Genomic DNA, 20,357 nt, shown 5'->3' with positions numbered 1-20,357 from the left:
TTCAAGCGCGGGCGGGGGAACTAGACCGCATCTACGGTCCAGTGATCAAGACGTTTCAGCGCGGGCCAGCCCCAAGCCGGGGCGATCATCGGCCGCTGCGCGCCCAGGCCAGGCGTTGCAACGCGGTGCGCACGTGGTTCTCGACGGTGGTCACCGACACGCCCAGGCGGCGTGCGATCTCGGCCTGGGTCAGGCCCTGCAGGCGGTTGAGCCGGAAGATGGTGCGGGTCGGCTCCGGCAGGTGTCCCGCCGCGTCGAGCACCCGCTGCAGCTCGTCCTGGGCCATCGCCTGTTCCTCGGTCGAGATCACCTCGTCCGGTCCCCACAGGTAATGGTCAGCCAGCAGGCGGTTGCGCCGGGTCGATTCGCGGCCGTGGTCGGTGGCCAGGTTGGCGGCCAGCCGGTACAGATAGGCGCGCGGGTTGTCGATGGCCTGGCTGTCGTCAACCCCGCGGGCCTTGAACCACACGGCCTGGATCACGTCCTCGGCGCCGTTGTCGCCCCCAAGGATGCGCTGTACCCGACGCAGCAGCGCAGGGCGCTCGCGGATCAGCAGTTCAGTGAGGGAGGCAGCATTGGAGGACATGCGCGGAACCGGGACGACAGGCGGAAGGCGCCGCGCATGCTACTCCGTTAATGAGAATCAGTCACGTTCGCATCCATGAACCCCTGCCTCGCCCTGCGGTCAGCCCCCTCCCCTGCACAGCGCCCGGCAAAGGCATAAAATGGGGGGCTATCCGTCTATATCCCCCACCTGGAGCACGACCATGGGTCTGGAACTCGTCTCGCCCGGCAAGAACCCGCCGGAAGAAATCAACGTCATCATCGAGATTCCGAAGGACTCGGAGCCGGTGAAGTACGAAGTGGACAAGGAAACCGGCGCGATCTTCGTCGACCGCATCCTGTCCACCCCGATGCGTTACCCGTGCAATTACGGCTACGTGCCGAGCACCCTGTGTGGCGACGGCGATCCGGCCGACGTGCTGGTGGTGCTGCCGCTGCCGCTGGTGCCGGGCTCGGTCGTGCGCTGCCGTCCGGTCGGCGTGCTGAAGATGAGCGATGAAGCGGGCAGCGACGAGAAGATCCTGGCCGTGCCGGTGTCGAAGATCTTCAGTGGCTACGCCCACGTCGAAGACATCGCCCAGGTGTCCAGCCACTGGCTGGAGCGCATCGGCCACTTCTTCGAGCACTACAAGGACCTGGAGAAGGGCAAGTGGGTCAAGCTCGACGGTTGGGGCGGCGCCGCTGAGGCCAAGCAGATTCTGATCGAGGCGCACCAGCGCCATCTCGACAGCAAGGCCTGAGCCTGAACCGGATCGCTCCGGCATGCCCTGCCGGAGCGATGCGGGTCACGTTTCATGATGACGGCACATCACTCTTGCCGTGGTATTAGGTAAATTGCGTCACTTCACACGTCATCGACATCCACCGTCGAGACAGCCAGGGGAATGTGTCGTGCGTATTCTGCTTGTAGGGGATGCAGCCAGCCTGCCGGCTGAGCTGACCGAATTCATTGCCGATCTTGGGGAAGACTGGCAGCCGCTGACCGCCACCGATGGCCAGACCGCGATGACCGCGGTGGCCACGCAGGGCGTGGACGCGGTGATTGTCTGCCCGCAGCTGCCGGACCTCAATGCCACCACGCTGCTGGGGCAGATCCGGACGCTGCGTCCGGAAACCATCCGCATCGCGCTGGTGGACGCCCAGCATGGCAACCGGCCACCACCGGCGCGCCTCATTGGTGTTGCCCACCGTTTCCTGCCGTTGCCGCTGGCACCGGAGGTGCTGCTGGAAGCGCTGACCAGCCTGGAAGAGCTGCGCGAAGTGCTGGACAGCCCGCGCCTGCGCGATGCCATCGGCCGCATCGAGAAACTGCCGTCGCCGCCGCACCTGTACCTGAGCCTGACCCAGGCGCTGGAGCATGACGACGATGCCGACAGCGCCGACGTCGCCAAGCTGGTGGCCGCCGATCCTGCCATCGCCGCCAAGGTGCTGCAGTTGTCGAATTCGGCGTTCTTCAGCCAGGGTCGCACCATCGCCGACCTGCGCACCGCGGTGACCCGATTGGGCCTGGCAACACTGCGCGACCTGGTCCTGGCCAGCGAAGTGTTCTCGGCACCGACGCTGTCGACCGCCGAACGCAACTCGCTGCAGCAGCGCGCCCTGCTCGCCTCGCGGCTGGCCGCACGCCTGCTGCCCGAATCCAGTGCCGAACTGGGCGCAACCGCGGCACTGCTGGCCGACATCGGCCTGCTGCTGCCCGGCGTACGCAACGAACGCACCGAGCCGTCGCTGGCCGGAGATGCCCGCCCGGGCCATGCCGAAGCCGGCGCCTACCTGCTGGGCCTGTGGGGCCTGCCGATGCCGATCATCGAGGCGGTGGCGTTCCACCTGCAGCCGCAGCGTGCGAACACGCGCAGCTTCTGGGTGACCGGCGCCGTGCACGTGGCCCTGGCGCTGGTCAATGGCGATCCGGTGGACGAGGACTACCTGCAGCGCGCGGGCGTGCTCAACAAACTGCCGCAGTGGCGCGAGCATGCCAACAGCCTGATGGGGCTCACGCCCAGCGAAGCCTGATCACACCGGCAATGCATGCGATGAAGGCGCGCCCGCAGGGACGCGCCTTCGTTGCATCAGGGCTGCGCGCAGTGGTCGTACACGCAGCGCTCGAACAGGAACTGGCAGTACGCCGCATCCTCACCGGCCTTGATGCAGTTGCTGCGCACCTCCGCGCAATAGCGGCCATTGGCACACACCAGCGGACCGGCCGACACACTGCCGGCCAGGCTCAGGACGGCGAGAACCGCCGCAGCGAACATCCGTGGCATCGCGTTCTTCATTTCGCGCTCTCCTTGGTCCGGAATGGACCTCTGTGAACGTACCAGCGGTCCAGTTGCGACAAGCGTGACCTCTGTCGCTGAACCGCCCGATTCAGAGTTTCCCGACCCGGCCCTGCCAAACGCAAAGAGGGCGGGCCTTGCGGCCCGCCCTCCTCGTATTGCCTTCAGGCTTCGATGGATCAGAAGCGCTGGTTGTACTGGATGAACAGGAAGCGGTCGTAATCCAGCATCGGGTCCAGCTGCACGGCGCTGGCGTTGGTCACCGCGTAGGTGATCGGCGGGGTCTTGCCGAACACGTTGCGGGCACCGACGGTCACGCTGCCGTTCCACGGAGCCTGCCAGGTGGCCGAGATGTCGTGATAGACGATCGCGCCCTTCTTGTTGGCACCCAGGCCGCCGGTCCAGCCACCGTTCTCGGTGTAGTAATCCGGCTGGTTGCACTCCAGGCCATTTTCCTGGTCGTAGCAGAAGTCGCGGAAGCCGCCGTAGTAACGCATGGTCCAGGTGGCCGACAGGTCGCCCTTGGTCCAGGTGGTTGCCAGGGTGCCGCGGACACGCGGGTAGTTCCAGTAGCCTGCGTAGTCATCCCATGCAGCGCCCTTGGTGGCCTGCTGACGGAAGCTGGTCAGGTAGTTGGTGTCCAGGTTGAACGACAGGGTACCGAAGCTGTATTCCGGCATACGGTAGCGGACGCCGAAGTTGTAGCCTTCGGTTTCCAGCGAACCCAGGTTGGCATTGCCGCGGCTCAGGCCGGTGACCTGCTGGCCATTGGCAACGTCGCCACGGCTGTACTGGTCACAGAAGGCCTGCACACCGTTCTGGTAGCACTGGTTCAGCACGTAGTTCGCCGACAGCGCGGTGATCACGTTGTCCACGGTGATCTTGTACCAGTCCAGCGAGACGTTCAGGCCGCTGACGAAGCTCGGGCTCCACACCAGGCCCGCGGTGCGGGTCTTGCTGGTTTCCGGCTGCAGCTTGTCGTTGCCCACGCCCGAGTTGAACGGGTTGTTGCCCTGGGTGTCACGGGCACTGATCGGACGACCAGCAGCGTCGGTCTGACGGAAGTCGGACGCCAGGCCTTCAGCACCGCAACGGGCGGCAACGGCCGGGTTGCTGCGCTGGCCGAACACGGCATCACACGGATCGGTGAACTTGTCGAAGGTCTGCGAACCACCGCCGAAGGTGTCGTCCAGGGTCGGGGCACGGAAGCCCTCGCCGTAGGTCGCACGCACCAGCAGGTCGTCGATCGGCTTCCAGGTCACGCTGAACTTGCTGTTGACCGTGTTGCCGAACTTGTCGTAGTCCGAGTAGCGGCTGGCGATATCCAGCGACAGCTCCTTGGCACCCGGCAGGTCACGCAGCAGCGGCACCATCAGTTCCAGGTAGAACTCGTTGGTCTTGTACTTGCCTTCGGTCGGCTGGGCGGCCAGCTCGGTGGTGTAACCCGAGGAGGACAGCGCGTCCGGGTGGTCGTAGCCCGACACTTCACGATGCTCGTAACCGGCAGCGAAGGCGAACTCGCCCGCATTGCCCGGCATGTCGAACAGCGAACCGGTGATGTTGGCGAAGTACTGCTTGCTCTTGCTCTGGCCGGTCGAGTTCAGCAGGGTGTTGATGTACTTCAGCGCATCCGGGGTCGCGGCGCTGGCGCCGCCCAGCAGGTCGAACGGGACGCAGCTGCCCGGGCTGGTGCCCAGCGCGATCGGGTTGGCAGCGGTGCCGCACTGGGCGACGCCGTTGGCGTTGATGAACGACGGGCCGAGGGCGTTCTTCAGTGCCAGCAGGTTGATGTTGCCCGAGCTGGTCTGGGTCACATCGAACTGGTTGTAGTTGATGCCCACATCCCAGTCGAACGGACGGTTGTTGAAGTCGAAGTTGCCTTCCAGGGCCGCGTCGAAGTGCAGCGACTTGACGTTGTTCTGGGTGATGCGCGGCAGTTCGAAGATACGACGGCCCCAGCCACCGATGTCAACGCCGGCGCCCGGGTTGGCCCAGTTGCCCAGCGGGTTGTAGATGCTGTCCTTGCTGATCGCCACCGGGAACTGCGGCTGCGAGGTGCCGGTCAGCGGGTAGCCGGCGATCTGGCGCTTGGAGTCACGCTCGGAGTACATCGCCGTCGACTTCAGACGCAGGTTGTCGTTGATGTCGTAGCTGGCCGAGGTGAACATGGTCTTCGACTCAGCGCCCTGGTTCAGCATCATCTGCTGCGAGGCGTTGTAGTAGTCGTCCAGACCAATCAGGTGGTAGTTGTTGAAGTTGTTCGACGGCTGGCCAACGCCGACCGGGGTGTCCCACGAACCGGTGTGGTTGACCACCCAGGTGTTCGGGACCCACTTGCCAGCCTTGTTGTATTCACCAGCACCGGCGGTGCCTTCGGCACGCGGATCGGTGAAGCGGCCCCACGGGCCCGCCGGGCTCAGACCGTCTTCCTTGTGGCCCTGGCCATAGGAGTACTGGGTCAGGCCACGATCCTTGGCCCACACCGGATCTTCCTTGATGTAGTTCGCGCCGAACACGATCGAGGAGCGCTCGCCGGTGGCACCCAGGGTCAGGCTGTACTGGGTCTTGGAACCGTCGCCGTGGCTGTTCTGGCCGTAATAGGCACTGGCCTCGGCGCCGTCGAAGTTCTTGCGCAGGATGATGTTGACCACGCCGGAGATGGCGTCGGAACCGTAGATCGCCGAGGCGCCGTCCTTCAGGACTTCAATGCGCTCGATCAGCGAGGTCGGGATGGTCGACATGTCGGTGAAGCCGGCCAGGCTGGTGCTCCAGCGCTTGCCGTTGACCAGCACCAGCGTGCGCTGCTCACCCAGGTTGTACAGGCTGACGTACTGGCCGCCCTGTTCCGGGTTGGACGCCAGCACGGCCGCCTTGCTGAAGGTCTGGGTGCCTGCCACGGACAGGTTCTGCAGCAGGTCGCCGACGCTGACCAGGCCCGAACGCTGGATGTCCTCATGGCTTACGGTGAGGACCGGCTGGGAGGTTTCCACATCCACCGAGCGGATGCGGGAGCCGGTGACTTCCAGGCGATCAAGGGTGGTCGGGGCACTGGCTTCCTGTGCGGAAGCAAATGCCGGTGCCAGCGCCAGCGCGATGCCGGCGGGCAGCAGGCCCAGCCGCACGGCAGGGGTGCGAACGTTCATCAATCTCTCCAAGGTACGTGTTAGTAGCGTGTTAAAACGCTCCAGCACGTTACGATTGCGTTGCGATGCTGTATTTGCGCGACCCAACCGTAGACTTTGCAGAGTGTGGCGGGAGCAAGCCGCCGTTTTCCCTGAACCGGGAAGCAGACTGCCCATAACGGGCACGGAAGGCCCGGGCGAAGCTGCAGCAGTTGTCGAATCCGCTGGCTGCGGCGACCTCGCCCACCATCATGTCGGTGTCGCGCAGCAGATCGGCGGCCCGCTCCAGGCGCAACCGTGCCGAAAGCGACTGGGGGCTCTCTTCATAAAGGCTCTGGAAGGTCTTGGAGAGGTACCAGCTGGAGAAGTTGGTCAGTTCGGCGAGTTCGCCGATCCGCACCACCCTGTGGCTGTTGCCCTCCAGATAGAGGCGGGCACGCTGCATGCGGCCGAACACCTGGCGCTTGCGGCTGCGTGAGCGACCGGGGCAGCGCTGTACGTTGTCGGCTAGGTCACGCTGCAGGCCGGCCAGATGCAACAGCAGCGGCCGCAGCGCCTGCGCGGGCAGGCCGCTGTCGAGCGCATCGCGCCACAGGCGCAGGGCAACGCGGGCGTCGCCGCGGCTCATGCGACCACGACCGGCATACAGGCCGCAATCGGCCATCTCGGACAGCACCCGCATCGCCTCCGCATTCAGGCTGAGGCCCACGCACAGTCCGTTACGGCCGGCCTGCACCAGCGGGCGCGACTCCTTCTCGAAGGCGATCCACTCGCCATGGCGCAGGCGGAAACGCCCTTCCTTGGCTTCCACCCAGGAGCTGCCCCGGACCTGCAGCCAGACCGTGAAGCTTGACCCTGCCGTCTGCAGGCTGCCGAGCCGGGCCACGCCCATGCAGGTCGGCGCGAGATCATCGAGCGCCTTGTCGAGGGAGACGGTTTGGCCACGATCGGCCAGCGAGAGTTGACGCATGGGGCACCACGGGTTTGCCTGATACAGGCTTCCGTTTTGCCTAATCAGGTGTCAGCCCGTCAGGAAAATCCGCCGAGATCGCCACGAATTCGCGGCGAGAACTCCACGAAGAAATCACGAAGAGATATTTTTCTTAAGGATCAACGACTTGAGAAATGCCGGGAACAGGGCTGGCGCCGACCGGGGCAGCTGCATGACGCCGATGTCAGCGCCATCGCTGACCGCCAGGGCGACGTACAGATCCCGGCCATCGGCGCTGGCACTGATGCCGTTGCCCGCGCTGAGCCGCTGCCGGTCCAGGCAGCGCTCGGGGGCTTCGGTCCCGGCCTGGATATGGATCAAGGTCGTACCGCACGCGGTCGAATTGCCGAGATACCCGATGCCACCGGTGCCTGCCACCGTCCAGGTGCGATAGCGCCATCGGCTGGGCCGGTCTTCACTGACCTGCTGCACGCTGGCCGGGGACAGTGCCGCATCCACCGACCACAAACCGCCGGACGCCAGGCGTGTGAACAGCACGCGGCCATCACCCCGATCGAAACGTGCCTGGGAGACGCCATCGATGCTGGCCAGGCGGCGCCAGGGGGTTACGCTGCGATCGAACAGGCTCAATCGGGTGCGCTGCTCTGCATCGCGCTCGACCACCAGCAACTGTTCCGGGGTTGCCCCGTACAGGGCCTGCAGGGGCTGATCGACCGGAACCGGCAACGGTTGCAGGTGCTCGTCGCGCGGCGCGATCTCGTAGACCACGGTGCGCCCATGCTCATCACGCCCGACCACCAGCAACTGGCGGCTGTCGGCCGACCAGTCCGGCGCCTGCCGCCCCTCCGGACGCAGGCCCTCGATCGGCCGCAGTGAATCGGGCCGCTGCATGTCCGCCCACCACAGCGCGAAACTGCCGGAACGATCGGATGTGAAGACCAGCTGGCGACCGTCGGGCGCCGCCATCGGCTGCCCGTCACGCCCGCTGGACGCGAACAGCCGCTCGGCGCTGCCGCCGGCCATCGGCACCTTGAACACGCCGAACTGGGCACGGCGGTGAACGAAGGCCAGCACGTCGCCGTGGCGTGACACCGCAGGCCATTGTGCGTCGTCGAGGCCGGCATCACGCAGGGTGCGGCGCTCGACGTCCAGGTAGTACAGCCGCACCTCGCTGTCCACGCGCCGGCCGAACACGATGCTGCGACCATCGCCCAGCCAGGCCCAGCCACGCTGTTCGGCCGATTCGTTGGTCAACTGCTCCAGCTCGCCGCCCCCGGCCGGCATCCGCCACAGGTCGCCCATCTGCGGATTGCGCACGAACACCAGCCACTTGCCGTCGGGCGAGTAGCGTGGCGCGTAGTCAAAATCATCCTGGTCGACCGCATAGTCCAACGCCCGCCACTGGCCGCTGGCCAGGTCGAGCACACGGATGCCGCGATGGGCATAGCGGCCCACCATGCTGCCAAAGACCAGGCCGCGGCCATCCGGAGTCCAGTCGAAGCTGAGCAGTTCGGTTCCGTCGCAGCGGGTCGCCTGGCGCACACCGCCGCCGGTCGCGCTGGCGATCAGCACCTGGCAACCGCCGTCGGCTCCAAAGCGGGCAAAAGCGATCTCGCGCCCGTCCGGTGACCAGCTCGGGAAGCGGTCACTGGCTCCCTTCGGCGGCAGCGCCAGCTGCCGGGCCGGCGCATTGCCCGAGGTCTGCACCTTGATCGCGCCACCACCGGCGCCGTCCTCGTTGGCGCCTTCGTAGGCAACCTGGGAGCCATCCGGCGAAAGCGTGGGATAGGTTTCAAAACCACTGGTGGCGGTGATCAAGCGGTAGGGACGCTGCGGGCTGCCGATCACCCGCACGCCGTTCTCGACCGCGGCATCCACCGGTGAGCTCGGCTCCGGCCCACGCCGGAGCAGCAATGTGGCCATGACCAGCAGCGCGGCCAGCATCATCACACCCAGCACCCACAACAGCTGGCGGCGCAGCTGGCGCCAGCCGCGCCGGCGTGAAGGCGCTGCCGGCACGGCCATCGCCGGAATCGTGCCGGTACCGTCCGGCGACGGCATCACGTCCGCAACGGCTACCGCTTCCACTTCCGCCACCGGCTCGAAGTCGTCCAGCGCCTGCACCGGCACCAGCAGCCGATAACCGCTCTTGGCGATGGTCTCGATGTAGGCCTGGCTGTTGTCGTCGTCGTTGGCGAACGCCTTGCGCAGCTGGGTGACGGCCTGGGTCAGCACGTCATTGGTCGGCAACGTATCGGGCCAGACCTCGGCAAACAGCTCTTCACGGGTAACCACGCGCCCCGGCTGCCGCATCAACACGCGCAGCACGCCCAGCGCTTTCGGCGTCAGCCGCCGCGGACGGCGCGCGCCTTCGACCTCGACCTCACGCGAGGACAAGGTAATGACGCAGTCGCCGACCTGCACGCGGTCGGCCTCGATGGGCGTGAGTTCGCTGCTGTTCATTTTCCGCTATACAGTAGGGACGGGACCTGGGCAGGGCTCACCAGCAATACCGTCCCCACCGTCCCTGGACAGGGTCATCGAAAAGCCAGATTCCGCACAAAGCATCGGCGCATACCGCAAAAACAATAACGCCCCCGGATATTAGCCTAAGCCGGTTACCCCGCCTATGACGGGGTCGACACTCAGGCTCTCTCTCGCCGACGCATTCACATAATCTGCATCACTATTCGCGCCCTTTTGGGCGCGAAATTTTTATCTGGCGTTCATTTTCACATGCGCCGAAGCATGGTCAATCCGACCAGACGCGACACCACCAGGCCGATATACATGACGCCTGCGAACTGTTCGAGCATCACCAGGGCCCGTGCCTGCGGGTGCAGCGGCACGACGTCGCTCAATCCAACACCGGACAACAAGCTGAAGCTCAGATAAAGCAGCTCCATCCAACTGCGCTCGGGGCCCGCGGTCGTACCCTGGAAACTGCCTGGATACCACTGCTGGCACACCGCGAACGCAAAGGCGAACGCCCAGGCCAGCAGGGTGAAGGTTGCCCCGGCCGCGAACAGCTCGTCGCGGGTCACTCGATGGTCCTGCAGCATGTAGGCGATCAATGCCCCCGCCGTATAGAAGTACAGCAGGCTTTCCAGCAGCTGTGCCGTGGTCAGCAGCGCGCTGCGGTCCAGAAGCGCCCCAGCCAGCGAGAACACCACCGAGGGAATGGCCAGCAGCAATGCCAGCCAGGTTCCCAACGGGCTGCGCTGGACCACCCACAGCGCCAGGCCGAGCACCGCCATGCCGAACATGCCCAGCGCCGCCCGGCCAGCGGCGGTGTCATCCAGCGCGGGATACAGCAGGACCGCCAGCAGCTGGGCCCCCAGCAGCCATGCCGAGGGGTGGCGGCGGGCGATTGCCAGCCAGCGGGTGGTCAAGGCAACAGGCATGGCGTCCTTTCCGCTGGGCAGTGGCCGGAGCATAACGGGTCGCGCCGTGCCACGCCCGGCGGTTCTCCTGGACCGCGGCGCCGTCCAGGCATGGCCCGGCGCTACCGGTGCAGCATCATCCCTGGCGGTAGACCTCGGCACCGGCAGCACGGAACTCCTGCGACTTCTCCTTCATGCCGGCCTCTGCGTAGTCACGTACGTCCTGGGTGATCTTCATCGAACAGAAGTGCGGGCCGCACATCGAGCAGAAATGGGCCAGCTTGTGCGCGTCCTTCGGCAGCGTCTCGTCGTGGAATTCCTTGGCCTTCTCCGGATCCAGGCCGAGATGGAACTGGTCTTCCCAGCGGAACTCGAAGCGCGCCTTGCTCAGCGCGTTGTCACGCACCTGCGCGCCCGGATGGCCTTTGGCCAGGTCGGCTGCATGCGCGGCGATGCGATAGGCCATGATGCCGTCGCGCACGTCCTGGCGGTTGGGCAGGCCGAGGTGCTCCTTCGGCGTCACGTAGCAGAGCATGGCCGTACCGAACCAGCCGATCATTGCCGCGCCGATCGCACTGGTGATGTGGTCGTAGCCGGGTGCGATGTCGGTGGTCAGCGGGCCCAGCGTATAGAACGGCGCTTCGCCGCACTCACGCAGCTGCTTGTCCATGTTCTCCTTGATCAGCTGCATCGGCACATGGCCGGGGCCTTCGATCATGGTCTGCACATCGTGCTTCCAGGCAATCTTCGTCAGCTCACCCAGCGTTTCCAGCTCACCGAACTGCGCGGCGTCGTTGGCATCGGCGATGCAGCCCGGGCGCAGGCCGTCACCCAGCGAGAAGGTCACGTCGTAGGCCTTCATGATCTCGCAGATGTCTTCGAAATGCGTGTAGAGGAAATTCTCCTTGTGGTGCGCCAGGCACCACTTGGCCATGATCGAGCCACCACGGCTGACGATGCCGGTAACACGCTTGGCAGTGAGCGGCACATAGCGCAACAGCACGCCGGCATGAATGGTGAAGTAGTCCACGCCCTGCTCGGCCTGCTCGATCAGCGTGTCGCGGAAGATCTCCCAGGTGAGCGCCTCGGCACGGCCGTCGACCTTTTCCAGCGCCTGGTAGATCGGCACGGTGCCGATCGCCACCGGCGAGTTGCGGATGATCCACTCGCGGGTTTCGTGGATGTGCTTGCCGGTGGACAGGTCCATCACCGTGTCACCGCCCCAGCGGATCGCCCACACCAGCTTCTCCACTTCCTCGGCAATGCCCGAAGAGACGGCGCTATTGCCGATGTTGGCGTTGATCTTGGTCAGGAAATTGCGGCCGATGATCATCGGCTCGCTTTCCGGGTGGTTGATGTTGTTGGGCAGCACCGCACGGCCACGGGCGATTTCGTCGCGCACGAACTCCGGGGTGATGATGTTCTGGATCGACGCGCCGAACGCCTCGCCCGGGTGCTGCTGCAGCAGGCCGGCATCGCGGATCGCGTCCAGCCGCTGGTTCTCGCGGATGGCGACGAATTCCATTTCCGGCGTGATGATGCCGCGGCGCGCGTAATGCATCTGGGTGACGTTGGCACCTGCACGCGCACGGCGTGGCAGGCTGCGCGCGGGGAAGCGCACCGCATCGAGCTTCGGGTCATGCTCGCGATCGCGGCCGAACGAAGAGCTCAGTCCTTCGAGCTGCTCGGTATCGCCACGTTCCTCCACCCAACCGCGACGCAGCTCCGGCAAACCGGCGGACAGATCGATGCGCACCTCCGGATCGGTGTACGGACCTGATGTGTCATAGACCGTGACCGGTGCATTCTCTTCGCCACCGAACAGCGTCGGCGTGCGGGTCAACGCGATCTCGCGCATCGGCACCTGCAGATCCGGACGCGAACCGGGCACGTGGATCTTGCGCGAGCCGGGAATGGGCCGGGTCACGGATTCGGAGAGTTGCTGGGCCTGTTGCTGCAGGGCGGAGAGCTGTGCGTTCATCGGGCATCGTCCAGGAAGGTCAGGGACGAAGCGGCGGCGCACTGCTGCCGCGCCCGGACGGTCCTTGGGCGGAGTCCGGGCATGGCTGCACTGCAAAGCTTCCCTACGCCGGTATGAGCCGGATCAGGTTCCAAGGGACTGTCTCAACCGTGGCCACATGGCCGCGGTACCCCCGCTTCTTGGTGTGCATTAGAGCATAGACCGCCCGCCTCCGGAGTTGCTCCCGGGGTCAGATCCACTTTCCTGCGGAAAGCGGATCTGACCCCAATCGCTATTCGTTAACAGAACCGTGACATCGCGTTCAGTAACGTGCACGCGCATCGTGTCGTCGCGAACGATGCTTATCTCGCCGCCTTCGCGGCTCCTGCCCGGTCTGTGCTGCATGTCGCCGGCCCCTCGCAGCAAGCTCTGCTCGCTCCCCTCAATCCCTTGATCGGAGAAGCTCCTTCATGGTGTTTCGCGTTTCCATCGCACTGGTTCTGCTTCTGGTGCTGCTTGCCGGTGTTGCACCGGGCCCCTTCAATACGGTGGTGCAGTCGGTACTCGCCGATGTCGTCCGCAGTGTCGGCTGGCTCTATCTTCTGGTCGTGTTCCTGGCGCTGACTTTCCTGATGTACTTGGCATTCGGTCGCTTCGGCAACCTGCGCATCGGTGGTGAAGATGCCGAGCCGGAATTCTCCCGCGCCAGCTGGATGTCGATGCTGTTCGCTGCCGGCATGGGCATCGGCCTGGTGTTCTGGGGTGCGGCCGAACCGATCTCGCATTTCAGCAAGCCGCCCGAGGGCCTGGCGCCGCAAAGCATGGACGCCGCGCGCGCCTCGATGCGCTATGCATTCTTCCACTGGGGCCTGCATCCGTGGGCGATCTATGCGCTGATCGGCCTGGCGATGGCCTGGTTCCAGTTCAACCGCAACGGGCGCGGCCTGGTCAGCGACATGCTGCAACCGATCATCGGCCGTCACCATCGCGGCTGGATCGGTCGGGTAGTCAACATCGCTGCCGTAGTTGCCACGGCGATTGGTGTCGCCACCACGCTCGGCTTCGGCACCATCCAGATCGCGGCAGGTATCGAACGCGTCTTCAGCGTGCAGGCCACCGTCGCGGTGCAGATGACCATCATTGCCGTCGCCTTCGTGCTGTACATGGCCTCCACCGCCAGTGGCGTGGAACGCGGGGTGAAATGGCTGTCCAACTTCAACCTGGCATTGGCTGCGTTGCTGGCAGCCATCCTGCTGGTGCTTGGGCCGACCGGCTTCATCTTCGATACGTTCACCACCACGCTGGGCTCCTACCTCAACCAGCTGGTGACGATGAGCCTGCGCATGTCGCCTTTTTCGGGTAGCACCTGGGTGGCGGACTGGACGATCTTCTACTGGGCCTGGTGGATCTCGTGGGCACCGTTCGTGGGATCGTTCATCGCGCGCATCTCGCGTGGCCGCAGCGTGCGCGAATTCGTGATCGGCGTAGTGCTCGCGCCGACGCTGCTGGGCTTCTTCTGGTTCGCGGTGTTCGGCGGCACCGCGCTGTGGGCACAGATCTTCGGCCATGCCGATCTGGTGCAGGCGCTGGGCAATGGCTACGAGACGGTGCTGTTCACACTGTTCGACAGCATGCCGCTACCGCTGTTGCTGTCGTGCATCGCGCTGGTACTGCTGATGATCTTCTTCGTAACCTCGGCCGATTCGGCGGTACTGGTGCTGGCCAGCATGTCCACCGACGAGGCCGGCGACCCACCGCTGAAGCGCAAGCTGGCCTGGGGCATTGCGGTGGCGTTGATCGCAGCGGCGTTGCTGCTGGCCGGTGGACTGGACGCGCTGCAGGGCATGATCACGATCGCAGCATTGCCGTTCGCGTTGCTGATGGTGCTGGTGATGGTGTCGCTGTACCGGGTTCTGGACCAGGAGTACACGCGTGAGCGACGTCAGGCGCAGCGCCAGCGGCACATGATCGATGCGTGGATCGCGCGCGAGATGGCGGCGCAGGAGGAGACGCAGGTGGAGGCGGCGCGGGCGCAGGATCAGGGTTGAGTTTGTTTTGCAGGGCTTGCAGCCCTGCACCTGCTCAATGCAACGGCAACGGCCGAAGCAGGAGCGGCTCTGGGTTGCTGCTGGTTTGGCGGGGAGGGGACAGCTGGCGGGACACGCCGCAAGTACATCCCTGTAGGCTCGGCCACGGCATCCATGCCGTGGACGGTCCCGCCAGCTGTCCCCTCCCCGCCTCCGACAATTTCCCGGTGACGGCAGTAGATCCACGCCATGCGTGGATGAGGTGTATCGAAAAACAAGAAGGGGTCGGATCCGTTTTCCTGCGGAAAACGGATCCGACCCCACCCCAAAGCCCGCGACTGTTGCCGTTGCCTTTGCTCTTGCTCTTCTTTTTTCTTTTCCTGCGGTGGCGGCCACGGAAACTGTCAGGGGCCGGGCGGGTGGGCTGGGCGGGGGTGTCAGCCGCATGGGCCCGAGGCATGCCTCGGGCGGGTTGGGCAGGACGCCCAACCCCGGTCTTGCCGTGTGCGCAGGACAGCGCACACGAGCAAGCGGCTGCCAAGCCTGCAGGGACGGATTCACGGCGTCCCCCGACCAGCCCACCCGCCCGGCCAAGCCTCATATCACTGCCATCACCGCAGAGGGGGCTCAGCCCGGTGGCCGGGAAACCTCAATACCCCGCTGCCTGCCCATCCTTGCGACTCTCCGAAGCACCGTAATACACCCCGGTCTCAGGATCACGCATGATTGCCTGGTAGCCGCCATACGGGCCGTCGGCAAACACGATGCGATGCCCCTTGCGCATCAGCGCGCGCACCGTCTCGTACGGGAAGCCGGTTTCCAGATTCACTTCACCACCGTCGGTCATCGCCGTGGCCTGGCCGGTCGGTTCGGTTGAGCCTTCATGCTGGATGCGCGGTGCATCGCCGGCTTCCTGCAGGTTCATCCCGAAGTCCACCAGGTTCATCACGATCTGCGCGTGGCCCTGCGGCTGCATCGCGCCCCCCATCACGCCGAAGCTGGCATACGGCTTGCCGCCCTTGGTGATGAAGGCCGGAATGATGGTCTGGAACGGGCGCTTGCCCGGCGCGTAGCCGTTGGGATGGTTCTTCTGCAGCACGAACATCTCGCCACGATCCTGCAGGATGAAGCCCAGCCCGGGCGGCGCCATGCCGCTACCCATGCCGCGGTAGTTGGACTGGATCAGCGACACCATCATGCCGTCGGCGTCGGCCACGGTCATGTAGATCGTGTCGCCCTCTTCCAGCTGCTTCGGCGTGCCCGGCTGCACTTCCTTCAACGCCTTGTCCATCGAGATCAGCGCGCGGCGCTGCGCGGCGTACTCCTTGGAGATCAGCTTCTGCACCGGCGCCGGCTGGAACGCCATGTCGGCGTAGAAGCGTGCGCGGTCGGCGAAGGCCAGCTTCTTCGCTTCAACGAACAGGTGTACATGCTCCGGTGAACCGAACGGGATTTTCGAGAAGTCGTAGCCTTCCAGCACGTTGAGGATCTGCAGCGCGGCAATGCCCTGGCTGTTCGGCGGCAGTTCCCACACGTCGTAGCCACGGTAGTTGCTGCTGACCGGCTCGACCCATTCACCGCGGTGGTCGGCCAGGTCCTGGTAACTCAGGTAGCCGCCGTTGGCCTTGAAGTAGTCGCCGATGGTGTGGGCGATCTCGCCCTTGTAGAAAGCATCACGGCCGCCGTCGGCGATCTTCTGCAGGGTGCTGGCCAGGTTCGGGTTCTTCCACATCTCGCCCTTGCGCGGGGCGTGGCCGTTGATCGTGAACTGCTCCTTGAAGCCCGGGTACTGCGACAGCTTCGGCACCGAGCGGTCCCAGTAGTAGGCGATCACTTCGGCCACCGGGTGGCCCTCGCGTGCGTAGCGGATGGCCGGCGCCAGGTTGTCGGCCATCGGCTTGCGGCCGAAGCGATCATGCAGGGCGAACCAGCCATCGACCGCGCCTGGCACGGAGACCGGCAGCGGGCCGGTGGCTGGGATCTCCTTCAGACCACGGCGCTGGAACTCGGCCAGGGTGAGCGATTTCGGCGAGCGGCCCGAGCCGTTGTAGCCATAGAGCTTCTGTGTCTTTGGGTCCCAGACGATGGCGAACAGGTCGCCGCCGATGCCGTTGCCAGTGGGCTCCATCAGACCGAGCGCGGCGTTGGCGGCAATGGCCGCGTCCACCGCCGAACCACCACTCTTCATCACGTCCAGCGCTATCTGGGTGGCCAGTGGCTGCGAGGTAGCGGCCATCGCATGTGGAGCGATCACCTCCGAACGGGTAGCGAAGGTATGGCCGGTGATGCGGTCGGCGGCAAGGGACAGCGCGGGCACGGTGGCCAGCACGGCGGCGGCAAGCAGGGAACGGGCAAGGCGTCGGGACACGGTCGGGTTCCGATGGAAGGGTGGTTCCCCGATCTTCACCGCTGTGGCCTTCACGCGGTATCGGGCAGAGGTCATGGGCGCCTTGAGATCCCGGCGGGAGCGGGCGGGGGGCGGCTGTCGACAGATTCCTGCGAGCGCGGACACAACAGCCCCTCATTCCCGCGCAAAAGACCCACCGAAAAGACTGAATTCCGGTTCACCAAAACACTTTCAGCGGCAACCATCCTTGTGCCGCAAGCGATTGCGCTGGATGCAGCGGAAACCGATAAAAAATCCGTCGCCAGGGTTGACACCGCCGAAATGGCTGTGTTTCTCTCGATCACATGTTGCATCACAACACGCCACCGCGAACCCACATTGAAGCCGCCGACACCGGCGCCGCCTCGCTGCGTTCGATTCTTGTGCTCGTACTTATTACCCAACCAACAGGTGCGGGACGAGCCAGCGTGTAAGCAACAAACACACCGGAACTCATCAAAAACCCGCACCCGCCCCGGTGCGGGTTTTTTCATTTCAGGACCTGGTTTCAGACGCAACCACCATGCACACCGCCAACTTCAAAACCCGGACCCACACCACCGCGACGCCTCGTGGCGGATGTTCGCGTGCGATGCATGGCACCTCCCCCACCGCTTTCCCCTGACCGGCCGGCACGTCACCTCGACGACCGGCCGTTCTTTTTTCTTCCCACCGCAAGGAACCTCCCCCATGAGCACCAACGACCTGCCCCAGACCAAGATCGCCGTCATCGGCTACGGCAGCCAGGGCCGCGCCCACGCACTGAACCTGCGCGAATCCGGCTTCGACGTGGTGGTAGGCCTGCGTCCGGGCGGCCCGACCGAGGTCAAGGCACAGGCCGACGGCTTCACCGTGAAAGCGCCGGCCGATGCAGTAAAGGATGCAGACCTGGTCGCCGTGCTGACCCCGGACATGGTGCAGAAGAAGCTCTACGACGACGTGCTGGCTGCAAACATGAAACAGGGGGCGGTGCTGTTGTTCGCGCACGGCCTGAACGTGCACTTCGACATGATCAAGCCGCGCGAAGACCTGGACGTGGTGCTGGTCGCGCCCAAGGGCCCGGGTGCGCTGGTGCGCCGCGAGTACGAGATCGGCCGTGGCGTGCCGTGCATCTGGGCCGTGTACCAGGACAAGAGCGGCAAGGCTGCCGAGTACGCGCTGGCCTATGCCGGTGGCCTGGGCGGTGCCCGCGCCAACCTGATCCAGACCACCTTCAAGGAAGAGACCGAGACCGATCTGTTCGGCGAGCAGGCCGTGCTGTGCGGCGGTGCCTCGGCGCTGGTGCAGGCCGGTTTCGAGACCCTGGTGGAAGCCGGATACCAGCCGGAGATCGCCTACTACGAAGTACTGCACGAGCTGAAGCTGATCGTCGACCTGTTCTATGAAGGCGGCATCTCGCGCATGTTGGAGTTCATCTCCGAGACCGCGCAGTACGGTGACTACGTCAGCGGCCCGCGCGTGATCGATGCCGGCACCAAGGCGCGCATGAAGGAAGTGCTGAAGGACATCCAGGACGGCACCTTCACCAAGAACTGGGTGGCCGAGTACGAAGCGGGCCTGCCGAACTACAACAGGTTCAAGCAGGCCGACCTGGAACACCCGATCGAGAAGGTAGGCAAGGAACTGCGCGCCAAGATGGTCTGGTTGCAAGGTCAAGCCGCGTAACAACGCGGCACCCCCACCCGCTCTGCAAGGTTCCCCCATGAACTCTCCCACACACCGCAGCACGCCGCCCAACGGCGCGCGCTGGCTGACCCAGGCGCTGGAGGCCGAGGGCGTCCGCACGCTGTTCGGCTATCCCGGCGGCACCATCATGCCGTTCTACGACGCGCTGGTGGACTCGTCGCTGAAGCACATTCTGGTACGCCATGAGCAGGGTGCGGCGTTGGCTGCCAATGGCTTCGCCCGCGCCAGCGGCCAGGTCGGCGTCTGCGTGGCCACCTCCGGCCCGGGCGCTTCGAACCTGGTCACCGGCATCGCCGACGCGATGCTGGATTCGGTGCCGATGGTCTGCATCACCGGCCAGGTCGGCACGTCGCTGCTGGGCACCGATGCCTTCCAGGAGCTGGATGTGTTCGGCCTGACGATGCCGATCGTCAAGCACAGCTGGCTGGTGCGCAGCGTCGATGACCTGCCGCGCGTGGTGGCCGATGCCTTCCGTATTGCCCGCGAAGGCCGCCCCGGCCCGGTGCTGATCGACCTGCCCAAGGACGTGCAGCTGGCCGATGCCAGCCATCTGCCGGTGCATGTGCCGAGCAGCATCGAACCGCCGCCGGCGCCGGCCGACGCGGCCATCGCCGAGGCCATCGCCGCGCTGGCGGCAGCCGAGAAGCCGGTGGTCTACGCCGGTGGCGGCATCGCGCTGGGTGACGCCGTGCAGGACCTGCGCGACTTCGTCGAAGCCAGCGCGATTCCCACCGTGATGACCCTGCGCGGCCTGGGTGCACTGCCGGCCAGTCATCCGCAGTCGCTGGGCATGCTGGGCATGCACGGCACCCGCGCGGCCAACATGGCGGTGCAGGAAAGTGACCTGCTGCTGGTGCTGGGTGCGCGTTTCGATGACCGTGCCACCGGCAAGCTGGCCGAGTTCGCACCGTTCGCCCGCGTCGTCCACATCGATGCGGACGCGTACGAGATCTCCAAGCTGCGCAGTGCCGATGTCGCCGTGCCCGGCAATGTCGGTCACGCCATCCGCGCCCTGCGTGCGGCCTTCCCCTCCCCCAAGGCCCACCAGGACGCATGGCGCAAGCGCTGTGCGCAGCACCGCGATCGCTTCGCCGCCCGCTACGACGCACCAGGCCAGCACATCTACGCACCGGCGCTGCTGAAGCGCCTGAGCGAGCTGGCCCCGGCCGATGCGGTGATCGCCTGCGATGTCGGCCAGCACCAGATGTGGGTGGCGCAGCATTGCCGCTTCAACCACCCCCGCAACCACCTGACCAGTGGCGCGCTGGGCACCATGGGCTTCGGCTTGCCGGCAGCGATGGGCGCGCAGTTCGCCTGCCCGGAGCGCACGGTGGTGCTGGTGTCCGGCGACGGCAGCTTCATGATGAACGTGCAGGAGCTGGCCACCATCGCCCGCTGCCGCCTGCCGGTGAAGATCGTGCTGCTGGACAACAGTTCGCTGGGCATGGTGCGGCAGTGGCAGGAGCTGTTCTTCGCCGAGCGCTACAGCGAGATCGATCTGTCCGACAACCCGGACTTCGTGGCACTGGCGCAGGTGTTCGGCATCGCCGCCACCCGCATCGACAACCGCGACGACGTGGAAGGCGGCCTGGCCGCGCTGCTGGCCGAACCGGGCCCGGCGCTGCTGCACGTGGCCATCGATGCACGCGCCAACGTGTGGCCGCTGGTGCCGCCGAACACTGCCAACAGCACGATGCTGGAAAGCAACCCCGCCCATGCCCGCCAGGAGACCCCCAATGCAATACCGGCTTGACCTGGTGCTGCACCCGGCCGAAGGCGCGCTGCTGCGCGTGATCGGCATGGCCGAGCGTCGTGGCTTCGCACCGCGCGCGATCAACGGCGCGCCGGTGGCCGCCGATGACGGTCGCTGGCACCTGCAGCTGGTGGTGGATGGCCAGCGCCCGGCGGAAACGCTGTGCCGGCAGATCGAGAAGATCTACGACTGCGTGTCGGTACAGCTGACGCCCGTGGAAGGAGCTGCATGATGAACACCCGTACCGT

General features: G+C 65.5%; 14 protein-coding genes and 1 riboswitch. Of the genes, 6 read left to right on the top strand and 8 right to left on the bottom strand.

Annotated features, from left to right (window positions below):
- Positions 1-85: 85 nt before the first annotated feature.
- Positions 86-586, bottom strand: coding sequence for an RNA polymerase sigma factor (locus AC5P57_RS14945; protein ID WP_014038389.1), 501 nt, complete (start codon positions 584-586; stop codon positions 86-88).
- A 181-nt stretch (positions 587-767) separates the two neighbouring features.
- On the opposite strand from AC5P57_RS14945, the gene ppa reads away from it, so the two are divergent.
- Both ppa and AC5P57_RS14935 read left to right on the top strand, forming a co-directional pair.
- On the top strand, positions 768-1,304 hold the full coding sequence (gene ppa / locus AC5P57_RS14940) for an inorganic diphosphatase (RefSeq protein WP_005410935.1): 537 nt from the start codon (positions 768-770) through the stop codon (positions 1,302-1,304).
- Positions 1,305-1,455: 151 nt separating this feature from the next.
- The gene (locus AC5P57_RS14935; protein WP_099552932.1) at positions 1,456-2,577 is read left to right on the top strand and encodes an HDOD domain-containing protein; all 1,122 of its coding nucleotides are present in this window, start codon (positions 1,456-1,458) and stop codon (positions 2,575-2,577) included.
- Positions 2,578-2,633: 56 nt separating this feature from the next.
- On the opposite strand, the gene AC5P57_RS14930 is transcribed toward AC5P57_RS14935, so the two are convergent.
- The 6 genes from AC5P57_RS14930 to thiC all read right to left on the bottom strand — a co-directional run bounded on the left by AC5P57_RS14930 (position 2,634) and on the right by thiC (position 12,278).
- Positions 2,634-2,840: a hypothetical protein gene (locus AC5P57_RS14930; RefSeq protein WP_012512032.1), complete on the bottom strand. Its 207-nt coding sequence runs from the start codon at positions 2,838-2,840 to the stop codon at positions 2,634-2,636.
- Between the two features lie 179 nt (positions 2,841-3,019).
- Positions 3,020-5,983: a TonB-dependent receptor plug domain-containing protein gene (locus AC5P57_RS14925; RefSeq protein ID WP_006390155.1), complete on the bottom strand. Its 2,964-nt coding sequence runs from the start codon at positions 5,981-5,983 to the stop codon at positions 3,020-3,022.
- A 49-nt stretch (positions 5,984-6,032) separates the two neighbouring features.
- The gene (locus AC5P57_RS14920; protein ID WP_005410939.1) at positions 6,033-6,932 is read right to left on the bottom strand and encodes a helix-turn-helix transcriptional regulator; all 900 of its coding nucleotides are present in this window, start codon (positions 6,930-6,932) and stop codon (positions 6,033-6,035) included.
- A gap of 114 nt (positions 6,933-7,046) precedes the next feature.
- Positions 7,047-9,377, bottom strand: coding sequence for a winged helix-turn-helix domain-containing protein (locus AC5P57_RS14915; protein ID WP_099552931.1), 2,331 nt, complete (start codon positions 9,375-9,377; stop codon positions 7,047-7,049).
- Between the two features lie 269 nt (positions 9,378-9,646).
- Positions 9,647-10,318 carry an ion channel gene (locus tag AC5P57_RS14910; protein ID WP_099552986.1) on the bottom strand — a complete coding sequence of 224 codons (672 nt, stop codon included), beginning with the start codon at positions 10,316-10,318 and terminating at the stop codon, positions 9,647-9,649.
- Positions 10,319-10,433: 115 nt separating this feature from the next.
- The gene (thiC, locus tag AC5P57_RS14905) at positions 10,434-12,278 is read right to left on the bottom strand and encodes a phosphomethylpyrimidine synthase ThiC (RefSeq protein WP_099552930.1); all 1,845 of its coding nucleotides are present in this window, start codon (positions 12,276-12,278) and stop codon (positions 10,434-10,436) included.
- 82 nt (positions 12,279-12,360) lie between these two features.
- Positions 12,361-12,462: riboswitch (TPP riboswitch) on the bottom strand.
- Between the two features lie 265 nt (positions 12,463-12,727).
- Between thiC and AC5P57_RS14900 the strand changes: the two genes are divergently transcribed.
- Positions 12,728-14,305 carry a BCCT family transporter gene (locus tag AC5P57_RS14900; RefSeq protein WP_099552929.1) on the top strand — a complete coding sequence of 526 codons (1,578 nt, stop codon included), beginning with the start codon at positions 12,728-12,730 and terminating at the stop codon, positions 14,303-14,305.
- A gap of 628 nt (positions 14,306-14,933) precedes the next feature.
- Here AC5P57_RS14900 and ggt read toward each other — a convergent pair.
- Positions 14,934-16,652 (bottom strand): gamma-glutamyltransferase, encoded by a 1,719-nt coding sequence (gene ggt / locus AC5P57_RS14895; RefSeq protein ID WP_099555192.1) that lies wholly within the window; start codon positions 16,650-16,652, stop codon positions 14,934-14,936.
- Positions 16,653-17,360: 708 nt separating this feature from the next.
- Here ggt and ilvC point away from each other — a divergent pair.
- From ilvC to AC5P57_RS14880, 3 genes are read left to right on the top strand one after another with little or no spacing between them, the layout of a single operon-like run.
- The gene (ilvC, locus tag AC5P57_RS14890; protein WP_099555194.1) at positions 17,361-18,335 is read left to right on the top strand and encodes a ketol-acid reductoisomerase; all 975 of its coding nucleotides are present in this window, start codon (positions 17,361-17,363) and stop codon (positions 18,333-18,335) included.
- A gap of 37 nt (positions 18,336-18,372) precedes the next feature.
- A complete protein-coding gene (gene ilvG / locus AC5P57_RS14885) occupies positions 18,373-20,109 on the top strand; it encodes an acetolactate synthase 2 catalytic subunit (protein WP_099555196.1) in 1,737 nt (578 codons plus the stop codon).
- Complete coding sequence (locus AC5P57_RS14880) at positions 20,093-20,341, top strand: ACT domain-containing protein (RefSeq protein ID WP_262235322.1); 249 nt, start codon at positions 20,093-20,095, stop codon at positions 20,339-20,341. Before ilvG ends, AC5P57_RS14880 begins: the two co-directional genes overlap by 17 nt.
- The last annotated feature ends 16 nt before the right edge of the window (positions 20,342-20,357 follow it).

It is taken from the genome of Stenotrophomonas sp. YJH_SMC_79, from assembly GCF_059367995.1.
This window is presented reverse-complemented; position numbering and strand designations above follow the sequence as displayed.